The sequence below is a fragment of the Janibacter zhaoxuefangae genome, assembly GCF_050271985.1.
Classification (GTDB): domain Bacteria; phylum Actinomycetota; class Actinomycetes; order Actinomycetales; family Dermatophilaceae.
In genome coordinates this window covers 1,623,847-1,647,548 of the sequence record NZ_CP189849.1, presented here as the reverse complement: position 1 = coordinate 1,647,548, position 23,702 = coordinate 1,623,847, and the positions used below count along the sequence as shown (strand labels likewise).

General features: G+C 70.1%; 25 protein-coding genes. 16 read left to right on the top strand and 9 right to left on the bottom strand.

Annotated features, from left to right (window positions below; translation table 11 throughout):
- Positions 1 to 40: 40 nt before the first annotated feature.
- Together fabG and ACQBAS_RS07765 are read left to right on the top strand one after the other, a co-directional pair.
- A complete protein-coding gene (gene fabG / locus ACQBAS_RS07770) occupies positions 41 to 799 on the top strand; it encodes a 3-oxoacyl-ACP reductase FabG (protein WP_427383237.1) in 759 nt (252 codons plus the stop codon).
- 2 nt (positions 800 to 801) lie between these two features.
- Positions 802 to 1,254 carry a MaoC family dehydratase gene (locus ACQBAS_RS07765; RefSeq protein WP_427383236.1) on the top strand — a complete coding sequence of 151 codons (453 nt, stop codon included), beginning with the start codon at positions 802 to 804 and terminating at the stop codon, positions 1,252 to 1,254.
- A gap of 107 nt (positions 1,255 to 1,361) precedes the next feature.
- Here ACQBAS_RS07765 and ACQBAS_RS07760 read toward each other — a convergent pair whose 3' ends face one another.
- Both ACQBAS_RS07760 and ACQBAS_RS07755 read right to left on the bottom strand, forming a co-directional pair.
- Positions 1,362 to 1,790, bottom strand: coding sequence for a DUF4870 domain-containing protein (locus ACQBAS_RS07760; protein ID WP_427383235.1), 429 nt, complete (start codon positions 1,788 to 1,790; stop codon positions 1,362 to 1,364).
- Positions 1,791 to 1,894: 104 nt separating this feature from the next.
- Complete coding sequence (locus ACQBAS_RS07755) at positions 1,895 to 2,815, bottom strand: DUF3097 domain-containing protein (protein ID WP_427383234.1); 921 nt, start codon at positions 2,813 to 2,815, stop codon at positions 1,895 to 1,897.
- 161 nt (positions 2,816 to 2,976) lie between these two features.
- Between ACQBAS_RS07755 and hrcA the strand changes: the two genes are divergently transcribed.
- From hrcA to leuA, 11 genes are all read left to right on the top strand, one after another.
- Entirely contained in the window at positions 2,977 to 4,008 is a 1,032-nt protein-coding gene (gene hrcA, locus ACQBAS_RS07750) for a heat-inducible transcriptional repressor HrcA (protein WP_427383233.1), read from the top strand.
- An 88-nt stretch (positions 4,009 to 4,096) separates the two neighbouring features.
- Positions 4,097 to 5,218 (top strand): molecular chaperone DnaJ, encoded by a 1,122-nt coding sequence (gene dnaJ / locus ACQBAS_RS07745; protein WP_427383232.1) that lies wholly within the window; start codon positions 4,097 to 4,099, stop codon positions 5,216 to 5,218.
- An 11-nt stretch (positions 5,219 to 5,229) separates the two neighbouring features.
- Positions 5,230 to 5,973 (top strand): 16S rRNA (uracil(1498)-N(3))-methyltransferase, encoded by a 744-nt coding sequence (locus tag ACQBAS_RS07740; RefSeq protein ID WP_427383231.1) that lies wholly within the window; start codon positions 5,230 to 5,232, stop codon positions 5,971 to 5,973.
- Between the two features lie 28 nt (positions 5,974 to 6,001).
- Positions 6,002 to 6,346: an HIT domain-containing protein gene (locus ACQBAS_RS07735; RefSeq protein WP_427383230.1), complete on the top strand. Its 345-nt coding sequence runs from the start codon at positions 6,002 to 6,004 to the stop codon at positions 6,344 to 6,346.
- Positions 6,347 to 6,424: 78 nt separating this feature from the next.
- Positions 6,425 to 7,456: a PhoH family protein gene (locus ACQBAS_RS07730; protein ID WP_427383229.1), complete on the top strand. Its 1,032-nt coding sequence runs from the start codon at positions 6,425 to 6,427 to the stop codon at positions 7,454 to 7,456.
- A complete protein-coding gene (gene ybeY, locus ACQBAS_RS07725) occupies positions 7,453 to 7,923 on the top strand; it encodes an rRNA maturation RNase YbeY (protein ID WP_427383228.1) in 471 nt (156 codons plus the stop codon). The genes ACQBAS_RS07730 and ybeY overlap by 4 nt, the downstream gene beginning before the upstream one ends.
- On the top strand, positions 7,920 to 9,260 hold the full coding sequence (locus tag ACQBAS_RS07720) for a hemolysin family protein (RefSeq protein ID WP_427383227.1): 1,341 nt from the start codon (positions 7,920 to 7,922) through the stop codon (positions 9,258 to 9,260). The genes ybeY and ACQBAS_RS07720 overlap by 4 nt, the downstream gene beginning before the upstream one ends.
- Positions 9,257 to 10,219 (top strand): GTPase Era, encoded by a 963-nt coding sequence (era, locus tag ACQBAS_RS07715; protein WP_427383226.1) that lies wholly within the window; start codon positions 9,257 to 9,259, stop codon positions 10,217 to 10,219. Before ACQBAS_RS07720 ends, era begins: the two co-directional genes overlap by 4 nt.
- A 171-nt stretch (positions 10,220 to 10,390) precedes the next feature.
- A complete protein-coding gene (locus tag ACQBAS_RS07710; protein ID WP_427383225.1) occupies positions 10,391 to 12,253 on the top strand; it encodes a BCCT family transporter in 1,863 nt (620 codons plus the stop codon).
- 57 nt (positions 12,254 to 12,310) lie between these two features.
- Positions 12,311 to 13,348 carry an aspartate-semialdehyde dehydrogenase gene (locus ACQBAS_RS07705; RefSeq protein ID WP_427383224.1) on the top strand — a complete coding sequence of 346 codons (1,038 nt, stop codon included), beginning with the start codon at positions 12,311 to 12,313 and terminating at the stop codon, positions 13,346 to 13,348.
- A 244-nt stretch (positions 13,349 to 13,592) separates the two neighbouring features.
- Positions 13,593 to 15,338 carry a 2-isopropylmalate synthase gene (gene leuA / locus ACQBAS_RS07700; protein WP_427385601.1) on the top strand — a complete coding sequence of 582 codons (1,746 nt, stop codon included), beginning with the start codon at positions 13,593 to 13,595 and terminating at the stop codon, positions 15,336 to 15,338.
- Between the two features lie 332 nt (positions 15,339 to 15,670).
- On the opposite strand, the gene ACQBAS_RS07695 is transcribed toward leuA, so the two are convergent.
- Together ACQBAS_RS07695 and ACQBAS_RS07690 are read right to left on the bottom strand one after the other, a co-directional pair.
- Positions 15,671 to 15,949, bottom strand: coding sequence for a hypothetical protein (locus tag ACQBAS_RS07695; protein WP_427383223.1), 279 nt, complete (start codon positions 15,947 to 15,949; stop codon positions 15,671 to 15,673).
- A gap of 236 nt (positions 15,950 to 16,185) precedes the next feature.
- Entirely contained in the window at positions 16,186 to 16,818 is a 633-nt protein-coding gene (locus ACQBAS_RS07690) for an alpha-ketoglutarate-dependent dioxygenase AlkB (protein ID WP_427383222.1), read from the bottom strand.
- Positions 16,819 to 16,940: 122 nt separating this feature from the next.
- On the opposite strand from ACQBAS_RS07690, the gene recO reads away from it, so the two are divergent.
- The gene (gene recO / locus ACQBAS_RS07685; protein ID WP_427383221.1) at positions 16,941 to 17,801 is read left to right on the top strand and encodes a DNA repair protein RecO; all 861 of its coding nucleotides are present in this window, start codon (positions 16,941 to 16,943) and stop codon (positions 17,799 to 17,801) included.
- Positions 17,798 to 18,580, top strand: a complete 783-nt coding sequence (locus tag ACQBAS_RS07680) for an isoprenyl transferase (RefSeq protein ID WP_427383220.1) — start codon at positions 17,798 to 17,800, stop codon at positions 18,578 to 18,580. The genes recO and ACQBAS_RS07680 overlap by 4 nt, the downstream gene beginning before the upstream one ends.
- 18 nt (positions 18,581 to 18,598) lie before the next feature.
- Here ACQBAS_RS07680 and ACQBAS_RS07675 read toward each other — a convergent pair whose 3' ends face one another.
- From ACQBAS_RS07675 to ACQBAS_RS07655, 5 genes are all read right to left on the bottom strand, one after another.
- A complete protein-coding gene (locus ACQBAS_RS07675) occupies positions 18,599 to 18,994 on the bottom strand; it encodes a Fur family transcriptional regulator (protein ID WP_427383219.1) in 396 nt (131 codons plus the stop codon).
- Entirely contained in the window at positions 18,991 to 20,016 is a 1,026-nt protein-coding gene (locus ACQBAS_RS07670; protein ID WP_427383218.1) for a metal ABC transporter permease, read from the bottom strand. The genes ACQBAS_RS07675 and ACQBAS_RS07670 overlap by 4 nt, the downstream gene beginning before the upstream one ends.
- Positions 20,009 to 20,851, bottom strand: a complete 843-nt coding sequence (locus tag ACQBAS_RS07665) for a metal ABC transporter ATP-binding protein (protein WP_427383217.1) — start codon at positions 20,849 to 20,851, stop codon at positions 20,009 to 20,011. The genes ACQBAS_RS07670 and ACQBAS_RS07665 overlap by 8 nt, the downstream gene beginning before the upstream one ends.
- Positions 20,848 to 21,780, bottom strand: a complete 933-nt coding sequence (locus ACQBAS_RS07660) for a metal ABC transporter substrate-binding protein (RefSeq protein ID WP_427383216.1) — start codon at positions 21,778 to 21,780, stop codon at positions 20,848 to 20,850. Before ACQBAS_RS07660 ends, ACQBAS_RS07665 begins: the two co-directional genes overlap by 4 nt.
- Before the next feature lie 62 nt (positions 21,781 to 21,842).
- The gene (locus ACQBAS_RS07655; protein ID WP_427383215.1) at positions 21,843 to 22,124 is read right to left on the bottom strand and encodes a DUF6703 family protein; all 282 of its coding nucleotides are present in this window, start codon (positions 22,122 to 22,124) and stop codon (positions 21,843 to 21,845) included.
- A gap of 73 nt (positions 22,125 to 22,197) precedes the next feature.
- Here ACQBAS_RS07655 and ACQBAS_RS07650 point away from each other — a divergent pair, with 73 nt between their 5' ends.
- Positions 22,198 to 23,613, top strand: a complete 1,416-nt coding sequence (locus ACQBAS_RS07650; RefSeq protein WP_427383214.1) for a glycine--tRNA ligase — start codon at positions 22,198 to 22,200, stop codon at positions 23,611 to 23,613.
- Positions 23,614 to 23,702 lie beyond the last annotated feature (89 nt).

Genomic DNA, 23,702 nt, shown 5'->3' with positions numbered 1-23,702 from the left:
GACCACGCGACCCTTCGCCCGACCCTGAGAGGTAACCCTCATGACGACGACCCCCCGCACCGCCATTGTCACCGGAGCCGCCCGCGGCATCGGCGCCGCGACCGCCCTTCGCCTCGCCGCCGACGGTCACGCCGTTGCGGTCATCGACCTCGACGAGGAGGCCTGCGCCGCGACTGTCGACCAGATCACCGCGGCCGGGGGCCGCGCGATCGCGGTCGGCGTCGACGTCTCGCAGGCCGACCAGGTCGAGGCCGGGGTCGCGCGCATAGCCGACGAGCTGGGCGCGCCGACGATCCTCGTCAACAACGCCGGGATCATCCGCGACAACCTCCTCTTCAAGATGACCCAGGACGACTGGGACGCCGTCATGAACGTGCACCTGCGCGGTGCCTTCCTCATGACCAAGGCGGTCCAGGCCCACATGACCGCGGAGAAGTTCGGCCGCATCGTCAACCTGTCCTCGACGTCCGCCCTCGGCAACCGGGGCCAGGCCAACTACTCCGCCGCGAAGGCCGGGATGCAGGGCTTCACCAAGACGCTCGCGATCGAGCTCGGCAAGTTCGGCGTCACCGCCAACGCGATCGCTCCCGGCTTCATCCAGACCGACATGACGGCCGCGACGGCCGAGCGGATGGGTGTCTCCTTCGAGGACTTCCTCGCCCACGCGGCGAAGGCGATCCCCGTCCAGCGCGTGGGCCAGCCGGAGGACATCGCCGCCACGGTCTCGTTCCTCACGAGCGATGAGGCGGGCTTCGTCTCCGGTCAGGTCATCTACGTCGCCGGCGGGCCGAAGGACTGACCATGCGCACCTTCCATGGGACGGCCGAACTCGAGCAGGCCGCGGGACAGCACCTCGGCGTGAGCGAGTGGCACACCGTCACCCAGGACCAGATCGACACGTTCGCCGACGCGACCGGCGATCACCAGTGGATCCACGTCGACCCCGAGCGGGCCGCCGAGGGCCCCTTCGGCACGACCATCGCGCACGGTTACCTCACCCTGTCCCTGGTCCCGCTGCTCGTGCAGCAGATCTACCGGGTCGAGGGGATCACGATGGGGATCAACTACGGGTCGGACAAGGTGCGGTTCCCTGCGCCCGTGCCGGTGGGCTCGAGAATCCGTGGCGGCGCCGAACTGCTCTCGTGTGTGCGCGGGCCGCAGGGCGTCCAGGTCGTCACGCGCGTCACCGTCGAGATCGAAGGAGGCGGCAAGCCCGCCTGCGTCGCGGACGTCGTGACGGTGCTTGTCGACTGAGCCGTGCTCATCACGGACGGGGCTCGTCGACAGGCAATGCCTGCCGACGAGCCCCGTCACTGCACGAGCGCCTTCACTGCACGAGCGCCTTCACTGCACGATGCGGATCAGCGCACCAGCCGGAGCGTCATCGGCGGGTCGTACCACTCGCCGTTGTTGGCCTTGATCGCGCCGAGCAGGTGCACGACGAAGGCGTAGACCCACATGAGCGCGAAGGTCAGGAAGCCGATCAGGACGAACATGAGCGGGATGGAGATCAACAGGCCGATGGCCATGGTGATCTGGACGTTGAGTGAGTTCGCAGAGTGCTGGCGCACGAACGGGCCGCGGTCCTTGTAGACGAGGTAGATCACCAGGGGAGCCAGGAAGCTGAGCACCCCGGCACTGAGGATCATCAGGACGAGCGCGCTCAGGTGGGACGCCATACCGATCCGGCGCTCGTCCTCGGGCGAGAGCGGCTGCGCCATGGCGGGGTTGGCGTAGGGCGCAGGCGGCATCTGCTGCCAGCCCTGCTGCGGGTCGTTGTTCTGGGTCATGGGCCCCTCCGTCGTCGGTCGTGCGGTCTGCCCCTCAGTCAACGCCAACTGGGCCGGGTTTGTGCCGCGGACGCGCGACAACCGGGGTCCGTCCGAGGGGTCGGTCAGGGTCGACCCTGACCCGGCTCCGTCACGAAGTCGATGAGCTCTTCGACGCTCGCCAACAACGACGGCTCAAGGTCGGCATAGCTCCGTACCGTGCCGAGGATCTGCTTCCAGGCCCGGGCGATGTCCGCCTGGTCCTCGTGGGGCCAGCCGAGGTGGGCCGCGACGCCGTGCTTCCACGACTGACCGCGGGGGATGACGGGCCAGCGCTCGAGACCGATCCGCTGCGGACGCACGGACTGCCACACGTCGACGTAGGGGTGACCGAGGATCTTCACCCCGGACGCGAGCCGGTGCCGGCGCGCCGCCTCGACGATGCGCGTCTCCTTCGTCCCGGGCACGAGGTGGTCGACGAGGACGCCCATCCGCCGACCGGGGCCGGGCCGGAAGTCGTCGATGACGGTGCCCAGGTCGTCGACGCCCTCGAGGAGCTCGACGACGATGCCCTCGACGCGCAGGTCGTGACCCCAGACCTTTTCGACGAGCTCGGCGTCGTGCCGGCCTTCGACGAAGATCCGCGACGCGCTCGCGACCTTCGCCGGGGCATCGTGGACGGCCACCGACCCGGAGGCGGTGCGCGTCGTGGCGGCCTTGGCCTGGGCGAGGGCGGCCTTCGCGGTGGCCGTCGGCGGGGTCAGCGTGACGGGGGCGCCGTCGACGTGGAAGCCCGGGCCGAGTGGGAAGGCGCGGACCTTGCCGCGACGGTCCTCGAGGTGGACCACACGCATGCCGCCCGCCTTCTCGACGCGGACGACGGCACCGACCCAGCCGGTCTCGACCTCCTCGACGACGAGACCGGTCACGGCCTCGAGTGGCTGGGAGGTCGGGCGCGTGCCACGCCGCCAGTCGCCGGCGAGGACGTCGTGTCCATAGCGGCCCGACGAAGGGGACCCTGCGCTGCTGCCATACCGATGAGTCACCGCGGCAGCGTAGGTCGCACCGCCGAGCTGGCGGCTCAGGCTCGCCGGGGGAGTGCCGGACACCGGTCCGCGCCCGGCGACGTCGTAGACTTGGCACTCGATGGCGGCGAGTGCCAACTCGGCCGGCCGCCACCTTCCGGGCCACATGAGGAGAGGTGACGATGAGCGACGAACGCCGCATGGAGGTCCTGCGAGCCATCGTCGAGGACTACGTGCAGACCTCGGAGCCCGTGGGGTCGAAGGCGCTCCTGGACCGGCACCGCCTCGGCGTCTCGGCCGCGACGGTCCGCAACGACATGGCCGCCCTCGAGGACGAGGGCCTCATCGTGGCGCCGCACACGAGCGCGGGACGCATCCCCACCGACGCGGGCTATCGCCTCTTCGTCGACAACCTCTCGACGATCAAGCCGATGAGTCGCGGTGAGCGCAGCGCCATCTCCGAGTTCCTCCTCGGCGCGGCCGACCTCGACGACGTGCTCGCCCGCACGGTCCGACTGCTCTCGTCGTTGACCAACCAGGTCGCCGTCGTGCAGTACCCGTCCCTGACGACCTCGACGGTGCGCCACATCGAGCTCGTCCCGATGGGCGGCGGCCGGCTCATGGTCGTGCTCATCGTCAACTCGGGCCGGGTCGAGCAGCGCGTCATCACGGCCGACGAGGACCTGACGACGCCCGCCGGCGAGCAGCTCCTGGGGCGCGTCCGGGCCACCGTCAACGGCACGTGCGTGGGGCTCCGGCTCGCCGAGGCCTCCGCCGCGCTGCGAGGCACCCCCGAGGACGCGCAGCCCGGCGACCGAGCCGTGCTCGCCCAGGTCGTCGAGGCGCTCGACGGGGCCCTCGCCGAGGAGCGCGAGTCGCGCGTCATGCTCGCGGGGACGGCCAACCTCGCGCGCCGGCCGGGCGACTTCCCCCTGACGCTCGAGCCCGTCCTTGATGCCCTTGAGCAGCACGTCGTGCTGCTCAAGCTGCTCAGCACCGTCGGCCAGGACTCCGACCTCGTCTCCGTGCGGATCGGCCACGAGAACCCCGTGGCCGGGCTGCGTTCGACCTCGATGGTCACGAGCGGCTACGGGCAGGGCAGCCAGCTCGTGGGCGGTCTCGGCGTCGTCGGTCCGACGCGCATGGACTACCCGACGACCATGGCCTACGTCCGGGCCGTCGCCACCTACGTCTCGCGGATTCTCGCGGAATGACCACCTGACCTCGATCGTTTGACCCCGTGCGGCACCGGCGCCGCCCCGTGAACTCACCCGTCCATCGCACGCCCGCAAAGGAAACCCGTTGAACGACTACTACCAGGATCTCGGCGTCTCTCGGGACGCCAGCCCGGAGGAGATCAAGCGCGCCTACCGCAAGCTGGCTCGCACCCTGCACCCGGACGTCAACCCCGGCCCCGAGGCCGAGGAGAAGTTCAAGAAGGTCTCGCAGGCCTATGACGTCCTCGGTGACGCGGCCAAGCGCCAGTCCTACGACGCCGGCGCCGACCCCTACGGCGGCGGCGGCGCGGCCGGCTTCGGCCAGGGGTTCTCCTTCAGCGACATCATGGAGCAGTTCTTCGGCCAGGCGGCCGGCGGACGCGGGCCGCGGCAGCGCTCGAGCCGCGGCCAGGACGGCCTCGTGCGCCTCGACATCGACCTCGAGCAGGCCGTCTTCGGCGGCGAGCGCGAACTCACCATCGAGACGGCAGTGCTCTGCGAGACGTGCGACGGCGACGGTGCCCAACCGGGCACCGGCCGCACCACGTGCGAGGTCTGCAAGGGCGCGGGCGAGATCCAACAGGTGCAGCGCTCCTTCCTCGGCCAGGTCATGACGAGCCGGCCGTGCACGGCCTGCAACGGGTTCGGCGAGATCACCCCGAGCCCCTGCTACGACTGCTCCGGCAACGGGCGCGTGCGCACCCGCCGGACCATGACCATCCGCGTCCCCGCGGGCGTCGACTCCGGCACGCGCATCCACCTCTCCGGGGAGGGCGAGGTCGGCCCCGGCGGCGGACCTGCCGGCGACCTCTACGTCGAGCTGGCCGTGGCGCCGCACCCCACCTTCCAGCGGCGCGGCGACGACCTGCACGCGTCGGTGCAGGTGCCGATGACGGCGGCCGCGCTCGGCACGACGATGAACCTCGACACGCTCGACGGGCCGCGGGACATCGAGATCAAGACGGGCACGCAGCCGGGCGACACGATCACCCTCAAGGGGCTGGGCGTGACGCACCTGCGCTCCACCGGACGTGGCGACCTGATCATCCACGCCGACGTCCGCACGCCCACCCGGCTCGACTCCGAGCAGGAGGAACTGCTCCGCCAGCTCGCCGGCGTGCGCGGCGAGGAGCAGCCCGACGGCAACCTGACCCACGCGGACAACGGCCTCTTCGGCAAGCTCCGCGGCGCCTTCAAGACTCGCTGACGGGATCGACCGTGACCCTGCCGCTCTTCCACGTCGACCCCGCCACGCTGGCCGGGGCCGAGGTCGGCGCGAGCCTCGTCCTCGACGGGCCGGAAGGTCGCCACGCCGCCACGGTCCGTCGGATCGGGCCGGGCGAGCAGGTCCTGCTCGCCGACGGCACCGGCCGACGCGTCACCGCCGAGGTCACCGCGGCGGGGGAGGGCGCACTCGACCTGCGGGTGCGTGAGGTCGCGACGGAGCCGGAGCCGAGCCCTCGCTTCGTCATCGTCCAAGCGCTGGCGAAGGCCGGCCGCGACGAGGACGCGATCGAGGCGGCCACCGAGATCGGCGCGGACGAGGTCGTGCCGTGGCAGGCCGCCCGCTGCATCGTCCAGTGGCGGGGTGACAAGTCGGCGCGGGCCCTGCGCAAGTGGGAGTCGGTCGTCGCCGCGGCCGCCAAGCAGGCCCGCCGCAGCCGCGTGCCGCTCGTCGCCCAGCCGGTGACCACGGCGGCCCTCGCGCGGCGGATCGCCGACGGGGCGTCCGCCTTCGTGCTGCACGAGGACGCCACGGTGCCGCTCGCCGGGGTCACCCTGCCCGAAGGTGGCGACGTGCTCGTCGTCGTCGGCCCCGAGGGTGGCATCACCCCCGAGGAGGTCGCTCAGCTCGAGGCCGCCGGGGCCGTCGCCGTGCGCCTCGGTCCGACCGTCCTGCGCTCCTCGTCCGCCGGACCGGCCGCCCTGGCCGTCCTGTCCGCGGCCTCCCGCTGGCGCTGACGCCAGCGTCGATGTCAGGGTGGCGGACATGAGCACCGACTGCCTCTTCTGTTCCGTCGTCGCGGGTGACATCCCCGCCGACGTCATTGCCGAGTCCGAGCACAGCGTCGCCTTCCGTGACATCAGCCCGCAGGCGCCGACACACGTCCTCGTCATCCCGCGTCGCCACGTGCCCGATGCGGCGTCGCTGGCGGCCGCGGACGCCGCGGAGACGGCCGATCTGCTCACCCTGGCCGCGTCGGTCGCCGACGCCGAGGGTCTGGGTGACGGCTACCGTCTCGTCTTCAACACGGGGGAGCGGGCCCAGCAGACCGTCTTCCACGCCCACCTGCACGTCCTGGGCGGCCGCGACTTCACGTGGCCGCCGGGCTGATCGGCCCACGGTCCACCGCCTGCCGGGGCCGTCGTCGACGGCGCGTGGCCTGCGCCGGTGCCCATACACTGGAGACAAATGACTGACGCAGATCATCCGTCCCGTTCCCTCGCCGCGACCGAGCCCCCCGAGCCCGCGGCGCACACCATCACGATCCCCGAGTCGGTGCCCATGGTGGGCCTGCTGGGGCCTCACGACGAGCTGCTCCGGACCATGGAGCGCCAGTTCCCGCGCACGGACATCCACGTGCGCGGCAACGAGATGCACCTGTCCGGCCCGACCGCCGACATCACGGTGATCAGCACGCTCGTCGACGAGTTGCTCGAGGTCATCGCCGTCGGACAGCCGCTCAACCGGGACGCGGTGGAGCGGTCCATCCAGATGCTCCGCACGACCGGGTCGCAGCGCCCCGCGGACGTGCTGACGATGAACATCGTCTCCTCCCGCGGCCGCACCATCCGCCCGAAGACCCTCGGGCAGAAGGAGTACGTCGACGCGATCGGCTCGCACACCGTCGTCTTCGGGATCGGGCCGGCCGGCACGGGCAAGACCTACCTCGCGATGGCCAAGGCCGTCGCTGCCCTCCAGGCGAAGGAGGTCAACCGGATCATCCTGACGCGCCCGGCCGTGGAGGCGGGGGAGAAGCTCGGCTTCCTGCCCGGCACGCTCAACGACAAGATCGACCCCTATCTGCGGCCGCTCTACGACGCGCTGCACGACATGGTCGACCCCGAGTCGATCCCGCGGCTGATGGCATCAGGCACGATCGAGGTCGCGCCGCTGGCCTACATGCGTGGGCGCACCCTCAACGACGCCTTCATCATCCTCGACGAGGCGCAGAACACCTCGCCCGAGCAGATGAAGATGTTCCTCACCCGCCTCGGGTTCGGCTCGAAGATGGTCATCACCGGTGACGTCACCCAGGTCGACCTGCCCGGCGGCACCCAATCCGGCCTGCGGGTCGTGCAGGGAATCCTCGGCGGCATCGAGGACGTCCACTTCGCCAACCTGGACGCCAAGGACGTCGTCCGCCACCGTCTCGTGGGACAGATCGTCGAGGCCTACGCCCAGTGGGACGCCGTCATCACGCAGCAGGGGAGCAACCGGTGAGCATCGACGTCCTCAACGAGAGCGACCACGAGATCGACGAACTCGAGTTCGTCCAGTGCGCGCGTTACGTCCTGTCCGAGATGAAGGTGCACCCGCAGGCCGAGCTCTGCGTGCGCTTCGTCGGCGAGGACGTCATGGAGACGCTCCACGTGCAGTGGATGGACCTGCCCGGCCCGACCGACGTCATGAGCTTCCCCATGGACGAGCTCAAGCCGGGGCGCGAGGGTGTCGAGCCGCAGGAGGGCATGCTCGGCGACATCGTCGTGTGCCCGTCCGTCGCGGAGAAGCAGGCGACCGAGGCAGGCCACGCGCCGCAGGAGGAGATGCTCCTGCTGCTCACCCACGGCATCCTCCACCTGCTCGGCTACGACCACGCCGAACCCGACGAGGAGAAGGAGATGTTCGAGCTGCAGCGTCAGCTCCTGCTGACCTTCCTCGCCGGCCGGGGGCGTCCGACCGACCGATGAACGGCTATCTCATACCCCTGGCGTTGTCGAGCGTGCTGCTCGCCTTCGTCCTCACCCTCGCCGAGTCCTCGATCCAACGGATCTCGACCGTGCGCACCGAGGAGTTGCTCGACGAGCGACGTCCCGGCGCCGAGTCGCTGACCCGGATCGTCGGCGACAAGGCCGCGTACATCTCGGTCCTGACCTTCCTGCGCGCCGTGACGGAGGCGGGGGCAGCCGTGCTGCTCACGGTCGCGGTGACGATGCGCATTGAGGACGACGTCAAGGCCGTCCTCGTGGCGATCGCCATCATGGCCGTGGTCTCCTTCGTCGTCGTTGGTGTGTCTCCCCGCACGCTGGGGCGCCAACACAGCGACGGCGTCGCGCTGGCCGTGGCCCCCTTCGTCGTCCAGCTGCGACGCGTCCTCGGCCCGCTGGCCCGCCTGCTCGTGACCCTCGGCAACGCGGTGACGCCCGGGCGCGGTTACCGCGACGGACCCTTCCAGTCCGAGTCGGAGCTGCGCGGCCTGGTCGATCTCGCCGGGGACGAGGCGCTGATCGAGGCCGACGAGCGGGAGATGATCCACTCCGTCTTCGAGCTCGGCGACACCCTCGCCCGCGAGGTGATGGTGCCGCGCACGGACATGGTCTGCATCGAGATGGAGAAGGTCGGCCGGCAGGCCGTGTCCCTCTTCCTGCGGTCCGGCTTCAGCCGGATCCCCGTCGTCGGTGAGGGGTCGGACGACATCCGCGGGCTGCTCTACTTCAAGGACGTCGCGCGGCGTCTCAACGACGATCCCCAGTCGGCGGAGCTGCCCGTCGAGCACTTCATGCGGCCGATGCCGTACGTGCCGGAGAGCAAGCCCGTCGATGACCTGCTGCGGGAGATGCAGCGGGACCAGACCCATTTCGCCGTGGTCATCGACGAGTACGGCGGCACGGCCGGTCTCGTGACGATCGAGGACATCCTCGAGGAGATCGTCGGCGAGATCGCGGACGAGTACGACCGCGAGGCCCCCGGGATCGAGGACCTCGGCGACGGCCGCTGGCGCGTGCCGGCGTCGCTGCACGTCGACGACCTGCGCGACGAGTTCGACGTCGACCTCGAGGAGGAGGATGTCGACACCGTCGGTGGGCTCATCGCCAAGACGCTCGGCGTCGTGCCGATCCTCGGCTCACACTGCGAGGTGGCAGGCTTGTCCCTCACGGCGGACAAGATGTCCGGTCGGCGGCATCGCATCGCGTCGGTCATCGTCGAGCGGCTGCCCGAGATCGACGTGCCGGAGCCCGCACGCGGCCGGGAGTCGCGCCGCGACGCCGCGGACCAGAGCCACAGGGAACGAGAGGGAGCCACATGAGCACCGACCAGACCGAGGGTGACACGCCCGCGGGCGCCGCCCCTGAGAAGCCCTACGCCGCGGGCTTCGCCTGCCTCGTCGGCCGTCCCAACGCCGGCAAGTCGACGCTGACCAACGCCCTCGTGGGGGAGAAGGTCGCGATCACCTCGTCCAAGCCGCAGACCACCAGACACACGATCCGCGGCATCTCGACGACCGTGGACAGCCAGCTGATCCTCGTCGACACCCCGGGGCTGCACAAGCCGCGCACCCTGCTCGGGCAGCGTCTCAACGACCTCGTGCGCGAGACCCTGCTCAACGTCGACGTCGTCGGGTTCTGCCTGCCCGCCGACCAGAAGATCGGCCCGGGTGACGCCTTCATCGCCGCCGAGCTCGTCGAACTGCAGCGGGCCAAGCGGGTCCCCGTCGTGGCCATCGCGACGAAGATCGACACGGTCGACCGGGACCGCCTCGCCGAGCACCTCATCGCCATCGACCAACTCGGTTCGTGGGACTCGATCATCCCGTGCTCCGCGACCTCCGGTGAGCAGGTCGCCGAGGTGCGGGAGCTGTTGGCGAGCTCACTGCCCCCGGCCCCCGGCCCGCTGTACCCCGCCGACGTCCTCACCGACGAGCCCGCGATCGTCATGATCGCCGAGCTGGTCCGGGAGGCGGCCCTGGAAGGGGTCCGGGACGAACTCCCGCACTCGCTCGCCGTCGTCGTCGAGGAGATCGTGCCGCGCGAAGGTCGCCCCGAGGACCGGCCGCTCCTGGACGTGCGAGTCAACGTGTTCGTCGAGCGCGACTCGCAGAAGGCGATCATCATCGGCCGCGGTGGGTCCCGCCTGCGGGAGGTGGGCACGAACGCCCGCACGGGCATCGAGCGCGTCCTCGGTAAGAAGGTGTTCCTCGACCTGCACGTGAAGGTCGCCAAGGACTGGCAGCGAGACCCCAAGCAGCTCCAGCGCCTCGGTTTCTGAGTCTCCGCATTTGAGTCATCGGGCGGTCTGCGGCAAGGTGGAACGCTGGACCGGGTGCCCTCATGGGCGCTGTCCGGCCGCGCAACGATGCAGCAGTCACCATGCAGAACTGACCGATCGACTACGTAACGATGAGGAGTGGGGCGGGCCACGTGCGCCGCCCCGACACAAATGAACAGTCCCAATCATGACCAGATCCGCAATGTCGGACCCGGTGGAGCGGCTCGCCTGACCGGCGACTCCGCCGCCCTCGACATCGAGCCGCACCCGGCCCTCGAACCCGCCGCCAGCGAGTTGACGCACGACGTCCCCGGGCGCCTGGACACCGTCGTCTTCGGTGTGACCGCGCTCCTCTCCCTCGCCTTCGTCGCGTGGGGCATCGTCGGCACGGCGTCCCTCTCGAACGCGTCCGCGAGCGGCCTCGACTGGGTCGTCACCAACACGGGTTGGTTCTTCTCCCTCGTCGCGAGCGGCTTCGTCGTCTTCGTGATCTGGCTGGCCGCGAGCCGCTACGGCAACATCCCGCTGGGCGGGGACGACGAGGAGCCGGAGTTCCGGACGATCTCCTGGATCGCGATGATGTTCTCTGCGGGCATGGGCATCGGCCTGATGTTCTACGGCGCCTCCGAGCCGCTGTCCCACTTCGTCACGCCGCCGCCCGGCACGGGTGAGGCCGGTAACTCGGCCGCCGTGCAGACGGCCATGGCGACGACCCTCTTCCACTGGAGCCTGCACCCGTGGGCCATCTACGCCGTCGTCGGCGTCGCGCTGGCCTACGGCGCCTTCCGCAAGGGCCGCAAGCTCACCATCAGCGCCGCCTTCACGTCGCTCATCGGCAACCGCCAGGCCGACGGTCCCGGCGGCAAGGTGATCGACATCCTCGCCATCTTCGCGACCCTCTTCGGCTCGGCCACCTCGCTCGGCCTCGGCGCCCTGCAGATCGGCTCCGGCCTCGAGATCGTCGGCTGGATCGGGACGACCGGCAACCGCGTCCTTGTCGGCATCATCACCGTGCTCACCATCTGCTTCATCATCTCGGCCGTCTCCGGCGTCGAGAAGGGGATCCAGTGGCTGTCGAACACCAACATGGTGCTCGCCCTGGTCCTGGCCGCCTTCGTCTTCATCGTCGGTCCGACCATCTTCATCCTCAACCTCGTCCCGACGACCCTCGGCGCCTACTTCGACCAGCTCGGCCAGATGGCCGCGCGGACGAACGCCTCGGGCGGCGATGGCATCAAGACCTGGCTCTCGGGTTGGACGATCTTCTACTGGGCGTGGTGGGTCAGCTGGACCCCCTTCGTCGGCATGTTCATCGCCCGCATCTCGCGTGGCCGCACCATCCGACAGTTCGTCACCGGCGTGCTCCTGGTCCCGAGCGTCGTGAGCCTCATCTGGTTCGCGATCTTCGGCGGCGCCGGGATCAAGATCCAACAGGGTGGCACCGACCTGGCCGGTGCCGGGAGCGCCGAGGGCACCCTCTTCGCGCTCCTCGACACCATGCCGTGGGCCGGCATCACGTCGGTCATCGTCATGATCCTCGTCGGCATCTTCTTCGTGTCCGGCGCGGACGCGGCGTCCATCGTCATGGGCACCCTGTCGGAGAACGGCACGCTCGAGCCGAGCCGCTGGGTCGTCATCTTCTGGGGCGCCGCCACCGGCGCTGTTGCCGCGATCATGCTGCTGCTCGGTGGTGACGACGCGCTGGCCGGTCTGCAGAACGTCACGATCATCGCCGCGCTGCCCTTCGTCGTGGTCATGGTCGGTCTCGCCGTGGCGCTCATGAAGGACCTGCACACCGACCCGATGGTCGTGCGTCGCCGCTATGCCGTGGCCGCGATCGAGCAGGCCGTCGTCGCCGGCGTGACCGAGCACGGTGACGACTTCGTGCTCAGCGTCGACCAGACCGCGCCCGGTGAGGGCGTGGGCAACCTCGTCGACCTGTCCGAGATGGACACGTCCTACGGGGGCAACGGACACATGTCCGGGGCGGACCCTGCCGAGGCACCGATGACGGGGGCCACGCCGCGAGGCTGACCGCCACATCGTGAGCCGGCCACCAGGCCGCTGACCGAGCCGATCTATCCTTGGCCCATGCGAATCGGAGTGTTTGGTGCCACAGGACAGGTCGGCTCGGTCATGCGCGAGCTCCTCGCCGAACGGGACTTCCCCGTCGACGAGATCCGCTACTTCGCCTCGGCGCGGTCGGCGGGCACCACGCTGCCGTGGGGCGAGCAGGAGATCACCGTCGAGGACTCGGCCACGGCCGACTTCTCCGGGCTCGACATCGCCCTGTTCTCCAACGGCGGCACGGCGAGCAAGGAGCTGGCCCCGAAGGTCGCCGCGGCAGGTGCCGTCGTCGTCGACAACTCGAGCGCGTGGCGCAAGGACCCCGAGGTCCCGCTCGTCGTCTCCGAGGTGAACGCGGACGACCTCGACACCATCCCGAAGGGGATCGTGGCCAACCCGAACTGCACCACGATGGCCGCGATGCCGGTCCTCAAGCCGCTGCACGACGCGGCAGGCCTCGTCCGTCTCACCGTGGCGTCCTACCAGGCCGTGTCCGGCTCGGGCGGCGCGGGCGTCCAGGAGCTCGACCGCCAGGTGTCCGGTGCGTACGAGTCCGGTGACGTCACCGGACTGGCGCTCGACGGGCGCGCGGTCGAGGTCCCCGAGGCACGGATCTACGCGGTCCCGGTGGGCTTCAACGTCGTCCCGCTGGCCGGGTCGATCGTCGACGACGGCTCGCTGGAGACCGACGAGGAGCAGAAGCTCCGCAACGAGTCCCGCAAGATCCTCCACGCCCCGGAGCTGCGCGTCTCGGGCACCTGCGTGCGGGTGCCGGTCTTCACGGGGCACAGCCTCGCCATCCACGCCGAGTTCGACCGCGACCTGTCGCCGGAGCAGGCGCTCGAGCTGCTCGCCGACGCCCCCGGCGTCGTTGTCACGGACGTCCCCAACCCGCTCGAGGCTGCTGGTCGCGACGAGGTCTTCGTCGGCCGCGTCCGGGTCGACCAGTCCGCGCCGGAGGGCAAGGGGCTCGTCCTCTTCGTCGTCGGTGACAACCTGCGCAAGGGCGCGGCCCTGAACGCGGTGCAGATCGCCGAGGAGCTCGTGCGGCGTCGCGGCTGACGGGCCGAAGGGGGCCGGTCACCCGGTCAGCCGGGGGCGGATGTCGTTGTGTCGGATGGCATCTGCGGGCGGGTCCAGATCCTGAGCCGCCTTCCCCGGCTCCGTCATGGGGGTCTACGGTGGTGGCATGCGCTCGGAGCGACTCCTTCTTCGTTGCCGCGGCGAGGCCTGACGACACGGCCCCCTCGTCGCGGAGTTCGTGGTGCCGACTCGCCCCACCCACCAGCGACGAATCGAGAACGACGTGATCCACCCCCAGCAGCCGACGACCATGCCGATCGGCAAGTACCAGCCGTTCCAAGACCAGATCGCGGTCCAGCTGCCCGACCGCACGTGGCCCGACAAGGTCATCACCAAGGCCCCGCGCTGGTGCGCGGTCGACCTTCGTGACGGCAACCAGGCCCTCATCGACCCGATGAACGCCGAGCGCAAGCTGCGGATGTTCCAGCTCCTCGTGCAGATGGGCTACAAGGAGATCGAGGTCGGCTTCCCGTCCGCGAGCCAGACGGACTACGACTTCGTGCGGGAGCTGATCGACGGCGGCCACATCCCCGACGACGTGACGATCCAGGTCCTCACCCAGTGCCGCGACGCCCTCATCGAGCGGACGTTCGACGCCATCGCCGGCAGCAAGCAGGCCATCGTCCACTTCTACAACTCGACGTCGGTGCTCCAGCGGCGAGTCGTCTTCGGGACCGACGAGGACGGCATCGTCGACATCGCGCTCCAGGGCGCCAGGCTGTGCCGGAAGCTCGAGGAGACGATCCCCGACACGGCCGTCTACTACGAGTACTCGCCCGAGTCCTACACGGGCACCGAGCTCGAGTTCGCGGTCCGGATCTGCAACGAGGTCATCGATGTCATCGATCCGACGCCGGATCACAAGATGATCATCAACCTGCCCGCGACCGTCGAGATGGCCACGCCGAACGTCTACGCCGACTCCATCGAGTGGATGTGCCGGCACCTCGCGCGACGCGACTCCATCGTGGTCTCGCTCCACCCGCACAACGACCGCGGCGAAGGCGTGGCCGCGGCCGAGCTCGGTTACCTCGCCGGTGCGGACCGGATCGAGGGCTGCCTCTTCGGCAACGGTGAGCGCACCGGCAACGTCGACCTCGTCACGCTGGGCATGAACCTCTTCAGCCAGGGCATCGACCCGGAGATCGACTTCTCCGACATGGACGAGATCCGTCGGACCGTCGAGCACTGCACCCAGCTGCCCGTGCACGAGCGTCACGCCTGGGGCGGCGACCTCGTGTACACCGCCTTCTCCGGCTCCCACCAGGACGCCATCAAGAAGGGGCTCGAGGACATGGAGCGCCAGTCGGCGGCCACGGGCAAGGGGATCGACGAGCTGGTCTGGGGCGTGCCCTACCTGCCCATCGACCCGCACGACATCGGTCGCAGCTACGAGGCCGTCGTCCGCGTCAACAGCCAGTCGGGCAAGGGTGGGGTGGCCTACATCCTCAAGTCCGAGCACGGTCTCGACCTGCCGCGTCGTCTCCAGATCGAGTTCAGCGGCGTCGTGCAGCAGCAGACCGACAGCAAGGGCGGCGAGGTCAGCCCAGCTCAGCTGTGGGAGATCTTCCGCGACGAGTACCTCCCCGCGAAGGCCGGCGAGTCGAACGAGTGGGGCCGCTTCACGCCGGTCAGCCACACCCTCGTCTCGGACGAGTCGGGTCGGGACCGGATCACGGCGACGATGCTCGACCACGGTCGCGAGATCACCGTCGAGGGCACCGGCAACGGACCCATCGCGGCCTTCATCGACGCACTCGCGACACTGGGCATCGACGTGCGGGTCCTGGACTACCAGGAGCACGCGCTGTCGGCCGGTGGCGACGCGAAGGCGGCCGCCTTCGTCGAGTGCGCCGTGTCCGGCCGCGTCCTGTGGGGCGTCGGTCTCAACCCCAGCATCGTCAAGGCATCGCTGACGGCGGTCCTGTCGGCCGTCAACCGGGCCGAGCGGGACGCCGACCGGGCCTGACCGCGTGGCGCACCTCGGCCCGAGGCGTGGCACCCTGTGGTCCACCCTCGGGCAGAGCGCCGTCCCCCTTCGTCCGCCCCGCCAGCCCCACGAGTATCGGGTCACCCGATATTCGCCGCGTTACCCGACTTCGCATGTCGGGTGAAGCGCACCTTTGTCGGGTGAAGCACTCGGCTGACGCGCTCGCCCCCGGTAATGGACACCTGATGTCCACAACTCGGGGGAAGGGGGCGGTGGGCGCCCAGTAATGGACACCTGATGTCCACAACTCGGCGGAAGGGGGCGGTGGGGGTCGAGTTCGGGACCGCTGATGTCCCACACTCGACTGATGGTCAGGCGCGGCGGCGGCGCCCGATGGTCCACGAGATCGCGGCGGCCACGCAGGTCGGCACGATGGCATAGAGCAGGTAGGTCCACTCGGGGCTGGGCAGTGCCGTGGCCGGCTCTCCGCCGACGAGGTGGACCACGGTGAGGACACCCAACGCCCAGACGGAGGCCTCGACGGCGGCGCGCACCAGGGCGCCGCCGAGCGTGCGGTGCTGGCTCCCGATGGGGAAGCCGAGGACGAAGCAGATGAGCGCCGCGATCAGATAGGCGACACCGGACCACATGAGGAGGGCCCCGCAGATCGCCCCAGCACGAACGCGGCAACGAATTCGACGACCTGCAACGAGCTCGATCGGTCGGCGAAGTAGGCGCCCGGCGTCGTTGCCGTGTGCGTCGTGGTCATGGTCGATCTCCCTTTTCTCGAGTGACGGAGCGTCACACCTGAGGGGAGAGTAGGGGGCTGCAGGTCCGTGCGTCGATAGTCCTGCCACGGGCTGATCGGTCCACGACCCCAGCTACGTCAGCGCACCCCGCGGACCCGGTACTGGATCGAGATGCGCGGGCCCACGTCTCGGGCCGTCTTCGGGATGGCGTGATCCCACGTCCGCTGGCACGAACCGCCCATGACGACGAGGTCGCCGTGGCCCAGGGAGAAGGTGCGCGAGTCGCCCCCACCTCGGGGCCGCAGCCGGAGCGAGCGGGCCGAGCCGACGGACAGGATGGCGATCATCGTGTCGGTGTCCCGGGAGCGACCGATCCGGTCGCCGTGCCACGCGACCGAGTCGCGCCCGTCTCGATACAGGCACAGCCCCGCCGTCGCGAAAGGCTCGCCGAGTTCGTCGCGGTAGTGCGCGGACAGGGAGTCGCGGGCCTGCGCGAGCAGCGGGTGGGGGAGCGGCTCGTCCTCGTCGTAAAAGCACGTCAGCCGGGGAACGTCGACCACGGAGTCGTACATCTGACGCTGCTCGGCCCGCCACGGGACCTCCTCGACGAGGGCGTCGAAGAGCGCGTCCGAACCGCTGAGCCAGCCGGGGAGGTGATCGACCCAGGCGCCCCGGGTCAGCGTCGTGCGCTGCAACGGGCCACCGAGGGGGGCGAGCGTGAGCTCGTCGGCGGTGTCCCAGAGCGAGCCCTGAAATGCTGCTGCCGTCATGCCGCCCATCCTAATGGAGTCATCGAACATCTGTTCGAACGCGCCCCGCCGGCGTGTCGTGCGATGGGCGCCACGCCGGAGGCCCGCCGCCGTTGTCGGTGGCCAGGGGAGAGAATGGACGGGTGCCCCTCTACCGTGACGACGCCATCGTGCTGCGCACCCAGAAGTTGGGTGAGGCCGACCGCATCATCACGGTCCTGACCCGCCAACGCGGCAAGGTGCGTGTCGTCGGCAAGGGCGTCCGCCGCACGAAGAGTCGCTTCGGCTCCCGGCTCGAGCCGGCCATGCACATCGACCTCCAGTGCTACGAGGGGCGCAACCTCGACACCGTGACCCAGGTCGAGACGCGCGCCCCGTGGGGTGACGCGATCGCGCGGGACTACCCCACGTGGACCGCGGCGTCGGCGGTCCTCGAGACGGTCGACCGGCTGACGGAGGAGCGCACGCCCGCGATCCAGCAGTACCTCCTCCTCGCGGGAGCGCTCAGCTCGCTGGCCGGTGGGGTGCACGACCCGGGACTCGTGCTCGATGCCTACCTGCTGCGGGCGCTGGCGATCGCCGGCTGGGCGCCGAGCTTTCACGACTGCGCCCGCTGCGGCGAGGAAGGCCCACACCGCGCCTTCAACGTCGCCAGCGGCGGGTCGGTGTGCCCAAGTTGTCGCCCGCCCGGATCGGCCGCGCCGGCGCCGGAAACGCTTGAGTTTCTCGCCGCGCTCCTGGCCGGCGACTGGGCCGTCGCCGACGCCAGCCTGCCTCGTCAACGCAGCGAAGGGGCCGGACTCACGGCCGCCTTCCTGCAATGGCACCTCGAGCACGGGGTCCGCTCGCTCAAGCACGTCGACCGCTCCCGGCCGCGGCCGGCGACGGTCCCCCCGGTGCCCGACGAGCCGATCGCCTTCGAACTCACCGAGCCCCAACCCACCCTTGCCGTGCACGCAGCCCACGCTGCGATCGGCACCGCCACCGAAGGTGACCGCCCATGACGTCGTACGCAGCCCCCTTCGCGCACCCGAGCGGCGCCCGCCCGCCCCAGCTCCCGGCGGACGCGCTGCCCCGGCACGTGGCCGTCGTCATGGACGGCAACGGCAGGTGGGCCAACCAGCGCGGGCTGCCCCGGACGAAGGGGCACGAGGCCGGCGAGGGCGCACTGCTCGACGTCGTGGCCGGGGCCATCGAGGTCGGCGTGACCCACTTGTCGACCTACGCCTTCTCGACGGAGAACTGGAAGCGGTCGCCCGAGGAGGTCCGCTTCCTCATGGGCTTCAACCGTGACGTGATCCGTCGGCGGCGTGACCAGCTCAACGAGTGGGGAGTCCGGATGCGCTGGGTCGGCCGCCGCCCACGGCTGTGGAGTTCGGTCATCAAGGAGCTCGAGGTCGCGCAGGAGATGACCGCCGACAACACCGGCCTCACGCTCTACTTCTGCGTCAACTACGGCGGGCGCGCCGAGATCGCCGACGCCACGAAGCGTCTGGCCGAGGACGTGCGCTCCGGCCGCCTCAAGCCCAGCGGCATCGACGAGCGGACCATCGCCCGCTACCTCGCCGAGCCCGACATGCCGGACGTCGACCTCTTCGTGCGCTCGTCGGGGGAGCAGCGCACGTCGAACTTCCTGCTGTGGCAGAGCGCCTACGCCGAGATGGTCTTCCAGGACACGTTGTGGCCCGACTACGACCGACGCCACCTCTGGGAGGCGATCGAGACCTACGTCAGTCGGGAGCGACGCTACGGCGGGGCCGTCGACGCGACGACCGCCGGCTGACCGGCGGTCCCGCCGCGGTCAGCGGCGCGTGCAGTTGGCGCAGGTGCCCACGATCTCGACGGTGTGCTCGACGTCGACGAAGCCGTGTTGGGCACTGACCGCGGCCGCCCACGTCTCCACGGCGGGGCCCTCGATCTCGACGGCGCGTGCGCACTCGCGGCACACGAGGTGGTGGTGGTGCCCGGTGCTGCACCGCCGGTAGACCGACTCGCCGTCGTCCGTGCGCAGGACGTCGACCTCGCCGTCCGTGACCATCGCCTGAAGCGTCCGGTAGACCGTGGCGAGGCCGATCTTGTTGCCGGCCTCGCGCAGCTCGGCGTGCAGCTCCTGGGCCGAGACGAACTCCGAGGTCCGGTCGAGCTGCCCCGCGACGGCAACCCGCTGCTTCGTGGGGCGTCGGGTGGCCTGGGTCATGTCGTGCTCCGTTCCGGGGTCGAGGCGGCGCCGTCCTGATCGTGCGGGCTGGCGTGGTGCTGGCCGTGCTCGTCCCAGTGATCGCCGTGGCTGGCGTGTCGGTGCCCGTCGTGCAGGTAGTCGACATGGTCGCCGTGCGGCACGGCCGGGTGCCCGCAGTCGTCCCAGTGGACGTGCTCGTGGGCCTCCGCGCTCTCGTGCGCGCGCGGCCGGACGAGGCGGACGAGGGCCAGGCCGACGGTGGCGAGCAGGAAGGCGGCGATGGTGAGCAGGACGATCGAGCCGCCGGACGGGGTGTCGGCGTAGAACGAGATGACCACACCGCCGACGGCCGAGAGCACCCCGACGATGACCGCCCACCGCACGCTGCTGCGGAAGCTGCGGCCGAGCGCCTGGCCCGTCGCGTTGGGGAGGATCATGAGCGCGCTGATCAGCAGGAGGCCGACCACGCGCATCGACACCACGACCGTGACGGCCGTGAGGATCGACAGGATGATGTTGACCGTCTTGACCGGCAGGCCCGCGGCGAGGGCGTACTCCTCGTCCTGGGCGATGGCGAAGAGCTGGCCGCGCAGAAGCGACGTCGTCAGGAGCACGATCCCGGCGAGGACGGCGAAGGTCACGAGGTCATTGCGGCTCACGGTGTTGATCGAGCCGAAGAGGTAGGCGTTGAGGTTCGCCGGCGTCCCCGTCGGCGACTTGGCGATGATGACGACACCTGCCGCGATGCCGCCGTAGAACATGACGGCGAGGGCGAGGTCACCGCTGGTGCGCCCGAGCGTTCGGATGAGCTCGATGGCGACGGCCGCGAGGACGGCGGCGACGAGTGCCGTGAGGACCGGTTCGGTGCCGGTGAAGATGCCCACGCCGACCCCGGCGAGGGCGACGTGACCGAGACCGTCGCCGATGAGCGACATCTTCCGCTGGACGAGGAAGACGCCGACGATGGGCGCGGCGAGGCCGACGAGCAGGGCGGCCAGTAGCGAGGCCCGCATGAAGTCGAGGACGAGGACGTCAGGCATGGGGTGCCTCCTGGGTGCCGGGTCCGGCCGGGTCGAACGGGCCACGACCGAGCACGGGGCGACCGGTCGGGCTGACGTCGTCGTGGTGGGCGTGCTCGTAGGCGGATGAGGGCAGGCGTGACGGCGGCCCGTCGAAGGTCACCACGCCGCCGTCGATGACGATCGCGCGGGTGACGACGTCGGCGAGCGCGCTCAGCTCATGCGTGACGACGACCATCGTGTGCCCCTGTCGCGCGAGCCTGGCCAGGACGGTCGCCAGGACCCGCTGGTGCCCCTGGTCGACACCCGCCGTCGGCTCGTCCATGAGCAGGATGTCGGAGTTGGCGGCGAGCGCGCGGGCGATGAGGACGCGTCGTTGCTGACCGCCGGAGAGGGTGGACACGTCGGCGCGGGCGTGATCTCCGAGCCCGACCTGGGCCAGCGCGTCGGCGACGATCCGTCGGTCGGCAGCGGCGTTGGCGCGCCACGGGGCCCACCACGGGTGGGCCGCCACGCGGCCGATGGCCACGATCTCCTCGGCCGTCGCCCGCACCGACGCCGCGAGGGTGTGGCGCTGCGGCACGTAGCCCAGCCGGGCCGGTTCGTGGAAGGAACGCAGCGGGGTCCCGAAGAGTTCGACATCGCCGCCGTGATGCTCGGCGAGGCCGAGCAGGCCGCGAACGAGGGTGGACTTGCCCGACCCGTTGGGGCCGAGGATCGCCACCACCTCACCCGTGGTGATGGTCAGGTCGAGGCCGCGGATGACGTCGCGATCGCCATAGCCGAAGGTCGCTCCGCGCAGCAGGATCGGCGGGACCGGTCCGGACTCGGTGCTGGTGGCGGGAGTGGCGGTCATCGGCACTGCTGTCCGCGCTCGAGGGTGGTCAGGTTGGCGCGCATGATCTCAAGGTAATCCCGGCCGGACGACTCCTCGGTCACTCCTTCGACGGGGTCGAGCACGAGGACGTCGGCCCCGGAGTCGCGAGCGATCGTGTCGACGACGTTGGTCGGTAGGAGCGTCTCGGCGTAGACCGTGGTGATGCCGTGCTCGCGCAAGTGGGCGATGGCGTCGGCGAGGTCCTGCGGTGAGGCCTCGGACTCGGGGGAGAGCCCCGTGACAGCCTCCTGGTGGAGTCCGTAGGCCGCGGCGAGGTAGCCGAAGGCGGCGTGGTTGGTCACGAGCTCGTCCTGGGCGCAGTGGGCGAGGCCGGCGGTGAACTCGCGGTCGAGGTCGTCGAGTTCGCCGCGCAGCTCCTGGGCTCGGGTGCGGTAGCCGGCGGCATGGGCCGGATCGGCCTGCGCAAACTGCTCCGCGACGTCGTCCGCGACGTCGGCGTACTTGGTGGGGTCGAGCCAGAAGTGGGGGTCGGGCGCCGCCTTCGCGCTGCCGGTGCTGGCATCACCGCCGTGGTCATGGCCGTCGTCGGTGGCCGTGAGCTCGAGGTGCGCGGCCGGGACCACGTCGTGGGCGTTGTCGAGGTCCGCGACGGCGTCGTCGACCGCGGGCTGGAAGTCCGACTGGTAGATGACCAGGTCGGCCTGGCGGAGGTCGACGAGGCTCCGGGGGCTCAGTTCGACGTCGTGCGGCTCACCGCCGGCCTTCGTCAGGTTGGAGACGCTCACCTGGTCGCCGCCGATGCGCTCGGCGAGGAACTGCAACGGATAGGCGGAGGCGACGACGGTGAGCCCGTCGGCCCCCTTCGCCTCCTCGGTCCCGGTGCCGCAGGCGGTCAGGGCGAGCAGTGAGGCAGCAGCGAAGGCGAGGGCGGGGCGGGGCGGCGGCATGCCCTCATTCAACTCTCAAATGAGAATCATTGTCAAAAACTCTGGAGGTGAGCGCCGATGAGTCAGCGGGGGAGTGCCTGCACGAGGGTGATCCCGCCGATGAGGACGAGCACGGCGATCCGCATCAACTTCTCCGGCGACGTCAGGCGGGGCCAGCTGAGGGCGAGGGTCCAGATCAGGAACAGGAGGACGACGCCGAGCAGCAGCCAACCGTAAGGGAGGAGGGCGCCGCCGACGACGAGCGCGAAGACGGCCACGACCGGCACCCAACGCGGAAGTGCGGTGATCGCACGCACCGCCGGGGCGCTGGCACGTTCAAAGGACTCACGGGCAGAGGAGGACACGAGGAGCAGCGTAGGGGGCCGCCGTGGGAATCCCGGTGCCGGGCAGGGTCACGGGCCGGATAACCTGTGCGACATGGCAAAGCAGACCTCCACCGTGGACACCGTCGTCAACCTCTGCAAGCGCAGGGGCTTTGTCTTCCCGAGCGGGGAGATCTACGGCGGCACGCGCTCCGCGTGGGACTACGGGCCCCTGGGTGTGGAACTGAAGGAGAACATCCGCCGGCAGTGGTGGAAGGCGATGGTGATCGGCCGCGACGACGTCGTCGGCCTCGACTCCTCGATCATCCTGCCCCGCGAGACGTGGGTGGCATCCGGCCACGTGGGCACCTTCACCGACCCGCTGACCGAGTGCCTGTCCTGCCACAAGCGCTTCCGCGTCGACCACATGCAGGAGGCCGTGGCCGACAAGAAGAACAAGCGTGCGGCCGCCGACGCCCAGATCGACCCGGACAGCATCCCGCTCGAGGAGCTGAGCTGCCCCAACTGCGGCACGACCGGCCAGTGGACCGAGGCCCGTGAGTTCAACATGATGCTCAAGACCCACCTGGGCGTCATCGAGGACGAGAGCGGCCTGCACTACCTGCGCCCCGAGACCGCGCAGGGCATCTTCGTCAACTTCGCCAACGTCATGGGGGCCTCCCGGCGCAAGCCCCCCTTCGGCATCGCCCAGACCGGCAAGTCCTTCCGCAACGAGATCACGCCGGGCAACTTCATCTTCCGCACGCGCGAGTTCGAGCAGATGGAGATGGAGTTCTTCGTCAAGCCCGGCGAGGACGAGGAGTGGCACCAGTACTGGATCGACGAGCGCACGCGCTGGTACACCGAGCTCGGCATCAACCCGGACAACCTGCGCCACTTCGAGCACCCCGCCGACAAGCTGAGCCACTACTCGAAGCGGACCGTCGACATCGAGTACCGCTTCAACTTCGCGGGCAGCGAGTGGGGCGAGCTCGAGGGCATCGCCAACCGCACGGACTTCGACCTCACCGCGCACAGCAAGGCGTCGGGCACCGACCTCGTCTACTTCGACCAGACGAGTGGCGAGCGCTACACGCCCTACGTCATCGAGCCGGCAGCAGGTCTGTCGCGCTCGCTGATGACCTTCCTCGTCGACGCCTACACCGAGGACGAGGCCCCGAACACCAAGGGCGGCGTCGACACCCGCGTCGTGCTGCGTCTCGACAAGCGACTCGCTCCGGTCAAGGCCGCGGTCCTGCCGCTCTCCCGCAACGCCGACCTCACGCCGAAGGCGAAGGACCTCGCCGCCGCGCTGCGCAAGAACTGGAACATCGAGTTCGACGACGCCGGTGCCATCGGTCGCCGCTACCGCCGCCAAGACGAGATCGGCACGCCGTTCTGCATCACGGTCGACTTCGACACCATCGAGGACCAGGCCGTGACGATCCGCGAGCGCGACACGATGGCTCAGGAGCGCGTGGCCCTCGACCAGGTCGAGGCCTACCTCGCGCAGCGTCTCGTCGGCTGCTGATCGCGCGGGCGAGGGCGCGCGTGAAGGGTGCGTGCACCACACGGCATGACCCGATTGCGCCTTCCATGGCAGGACGTCGCCGCCTACTG

Excerpts from the sequence above, each read along its gene's own strand:
- ACQBAS_RS07695 (WP_427383223.1), bottom strand. The coding sequence starts at position 15,949 with ATGTGGTCCGGTGTCGCCTATCTGATCGCGGCGCTCATCTGCTTCGTC.
- ACQBAS_RS07735 (WP_427383230.1), top strand. The coding sequence starts at position 6,002 with ATGAGCACCGACTGCCTCTTCTGTTCCGTCGTCGCGGGTGACATCCCC.
- ACQBAS_RS07705 (WP_427383224.1), top strand. The coding sequence starts at position 12,311 with ATGCGAATCGGAGTGTTTGGTGCCACAGGACAGGTCGGCTCGGTCATG.
- fabG (WP_427383237.1), top strand. The coding sequence starts at position 41 with ATGACGACGACCCCCCGCACCGCCATTGTCACCGGAGCCGCCCGCGGC.
- ACQBAS_RS07670 (WP_427383218.1), bottom strand. The coding sequence starts at position 20,016 with ATGCCTGACGTCCTCGTCCTCGACTTCATGCGGGCCTCGCTACTGGCC.
- ACQBAS_RS07710 (WP_427383225.1), top strand. The coding sequence starts at position 10,391 with ATGAACAGTCCCAATCATGACCAGATCCGCAATGTCGGACCCGGTGGA.
- era (WP_427383226.1), top strand. The coding sequence starts at position 9,257 with ATGAGCACCGACCAGACCGAGGGTGACACGCCCGCGGGCGCCGCCCCT.
- ACQBAS_RS07730 (WP_427383229.1), top strand. The coding sequence starts at position 6,425 with ATGACTGACGCAGATCATCCGTCCCGTTCCCTCGCCGCGACCGAGCCC.
- hrcA (WP_427383233.1), top strand. The coding sequence starts at position 2,977 with ATGAGCGACGAACGCCGCATGGAGGTCCTGCGAGCCATCGTCGAGGAC.
- ACQBAS_RS07765 (WP_427383236.1), top strand. The coding sequence starts at position 802 with ATGCGCACCTTCCATGGGACGGCCGAACTCGAGCAGGCCGCGGGACAG.
- ACQBAS_RS07660 (WP_427383216.1), bottom strand. The coding sequence starts at position 21,780 with ATGCCGCCGCCCCGCCCCGCCCTCGCCTTCGCTGCTGCCTCACTGCTC.
- ACQBAS_RS07760 (WP_427383235.1), bottom strand. The coding sequence starts at position 1,790 with ATGACCCAGAACAACGACCCGCAGCAGGGCTGGCAGCAGATGCCGCCT.
- ACQBAS_RS07665 (WP_427383217.1), bottom strand. The coding sequence starts at position 20,851 with ATGACCGCCACTCCCGCCACCAGCACCGAGTCCGGACCGGTCCCGCCG.
- ACQBAS_RS07690 (WP_427383222.1), bottom strand. The coding sequence starts at position 16,818 with ATGACGGCAGCAGCATTTCAGGGCTCGCTCTGGGACACCGCCGACGAG.
- ACQBAS_RS07720 (WP_427383227.1), top strand. The coding sequence starts at position 7,920 with ATGAACGGCTATCTCATACCCCTGGCGTTGTCGAGCGTGCTGCTCGCC.
- ACQBAS_RS07675 (WP_427383219.1), bottom strand. The coding sequence starts at position 18,994 with ATGACCCAGGCCACCCGACGCCCCACGAAGCAGCGGGTTGCCGTCGCG.
- ACQBAS_RS07680 (WP_427383220.1), top strand. The coding sequence starts at position 17,798 with ATGACGTCGTACGCAGCCCCCTTCGCGCACCCGAGCGGCGCCCGCCCG.
- ACQBAS_RS07650 (WP_427383214.1), top strand. The coding sequence starts at position 22,198 with ATGGCAAAGCAGACCTCCACCGTGGACACCGTCGTCAACCTCTGCAAG.